Consider the following 307-nt stretch of genomic DNA (forward strand, 5'->3'; position numbering starts at 1 on the left):
AACTGGCCGCCATCGAAATGGCCGCGCCGGTAGCATTTGTCGTGGATGCGCTGGCCGTAGAACATTTGCGGCCGGCCCTGACGGTCGAGCGCCGGAATGGCGTCGAAGGTGAGCATATAGGTGACGACGCCGGTCATCACCTCGGCGATCGGCGGGCAGCCCGGCACCTTGATGATGGGTTTGTCCTTGATCACCTCATGGATCGGTGTCGCCTGCGTGGGATTGGGACGTGCCGCCTGCACGCAGCCCCAGCTGGCACAGGCGCCCCAGGCGATCACCGCCTTGGCGTCCGCCGCCACCTCGGCGA

1 pseudogene is annotated in these 307 nt (G+C 66.4%); it reads right to left on the reverse strand.

Annotated features, from left to right (window positions below):
• Window positions 1–307: pseudogene (locus tag R5H29_RS06680) on the reverse strand ([NiFe] hydrogenase small subunit HydA); the annotation flags it as partial.

It is taken from the genome of Stenotrophomonas sp. A3_2, assembly GCF_036624925.1.
Classification (GTDB): domain Bacteria; phylum Pseudomonadota; class Gammaproteobacteria; order Xanthomonadales; family Xanthomonadaceae; genus Stenotrophomonas; species Stenotrophomonas hibiscicola.